Source organism: Bradyrhizobium sp. DN3 (assembly GCF_041357655.1).
Classification (GTDB): domain Bacteria; phylum Pseudomonadota; class Alphaproteobacteria; order Rhizobiales; family Xanthobacteraceae; genus Bradyrhizobium.
The window spans coordinates 1-813 of the sequence record NZ_JAULLN010000091.1 but is presented as its reverse complement, the minus strand read 5'-3'; the positions used below and the strand labels follow the sequence as shown (position 1 = coordinate 813).

The 813-nt window shown below is 64.9% G+C and carries 1 protein-coding gene; it reads left to right on the top strand.

The features are described from left to right. Positions 1 to 813 (top strand): chemotaxis protein CheW (locus tag AAE027_RS39480; RefSeq protein WP_479714281.1); only part of this gene is annotated, 813 nt, incomplete at both ends.

The following is an 813-nucleotide window of genomic DNA, read 5'->3' as shown; positions in this document are numbered from 1 at the left end:
CGAGCACCGCATCGAGCGCATCAAGGACACCGCGGTCTTGCGCCTGCGCAACAAGCTGCTGCCGCTGATCCATCTGAAGAAGCTCTTGAAGATCGACGATGGCGCCGCGTCCGATCCCGAGAACGGTTTTATCGTGGTGACCCAGGTCGGCAGCCAGACTTTTGGCATCGTCGTCGACGGCGTGTTCCACACCGAGGAGATCGTGGTCAAGCCGATGTCGACCAAGCTGCGTCACATCGACATGTTCTCCGGCAACACCATCTTGGGCGATGGCGCCGTCATCATGATCATCGATCCCAACGGCATTGCCAAGGCGCTCGGCGCCGCCGGCTCCTCGGCCCATGACATGGCCGACGAGAACGCAGGCCATCACATCGGCAGTGGCGAGCAGACCACCTCGCTGCTGGTGTTCCGCGCCGGCTCGTCCCAGCCCAAGGCGGTCCCGCTCGGCCTCGTCACCCGCCTCGAGGAGCTGCCGGCCGACAAGATCGAGTTCAGCAACGGCCGCTACATGGTGCAGTACCGCGAGCAGCTGATGCCGCTGGTCGCCATGGAGGGCGTCACCATCGCGAGCCAGGGCGCCCAGCCGATCCTGGTGTTCGCCGATGACGGCCGCTCCATGGGCCTCGTCGTCGACGAGATCATCGACATCGTCGAGGAGCGGCTCAACATCGAGGTCGGCGGCTCCGGTTCGGGCATTCTGGGCTCGGCCGTGATCAAGGGCCAGGCCACCGAGGTGATCGACGTCGGCCACTTCCTGCCGATGGCGTTCGCCGACTGGTTCACCCGCAAGGAGATGAAGCCGTCGCTGCA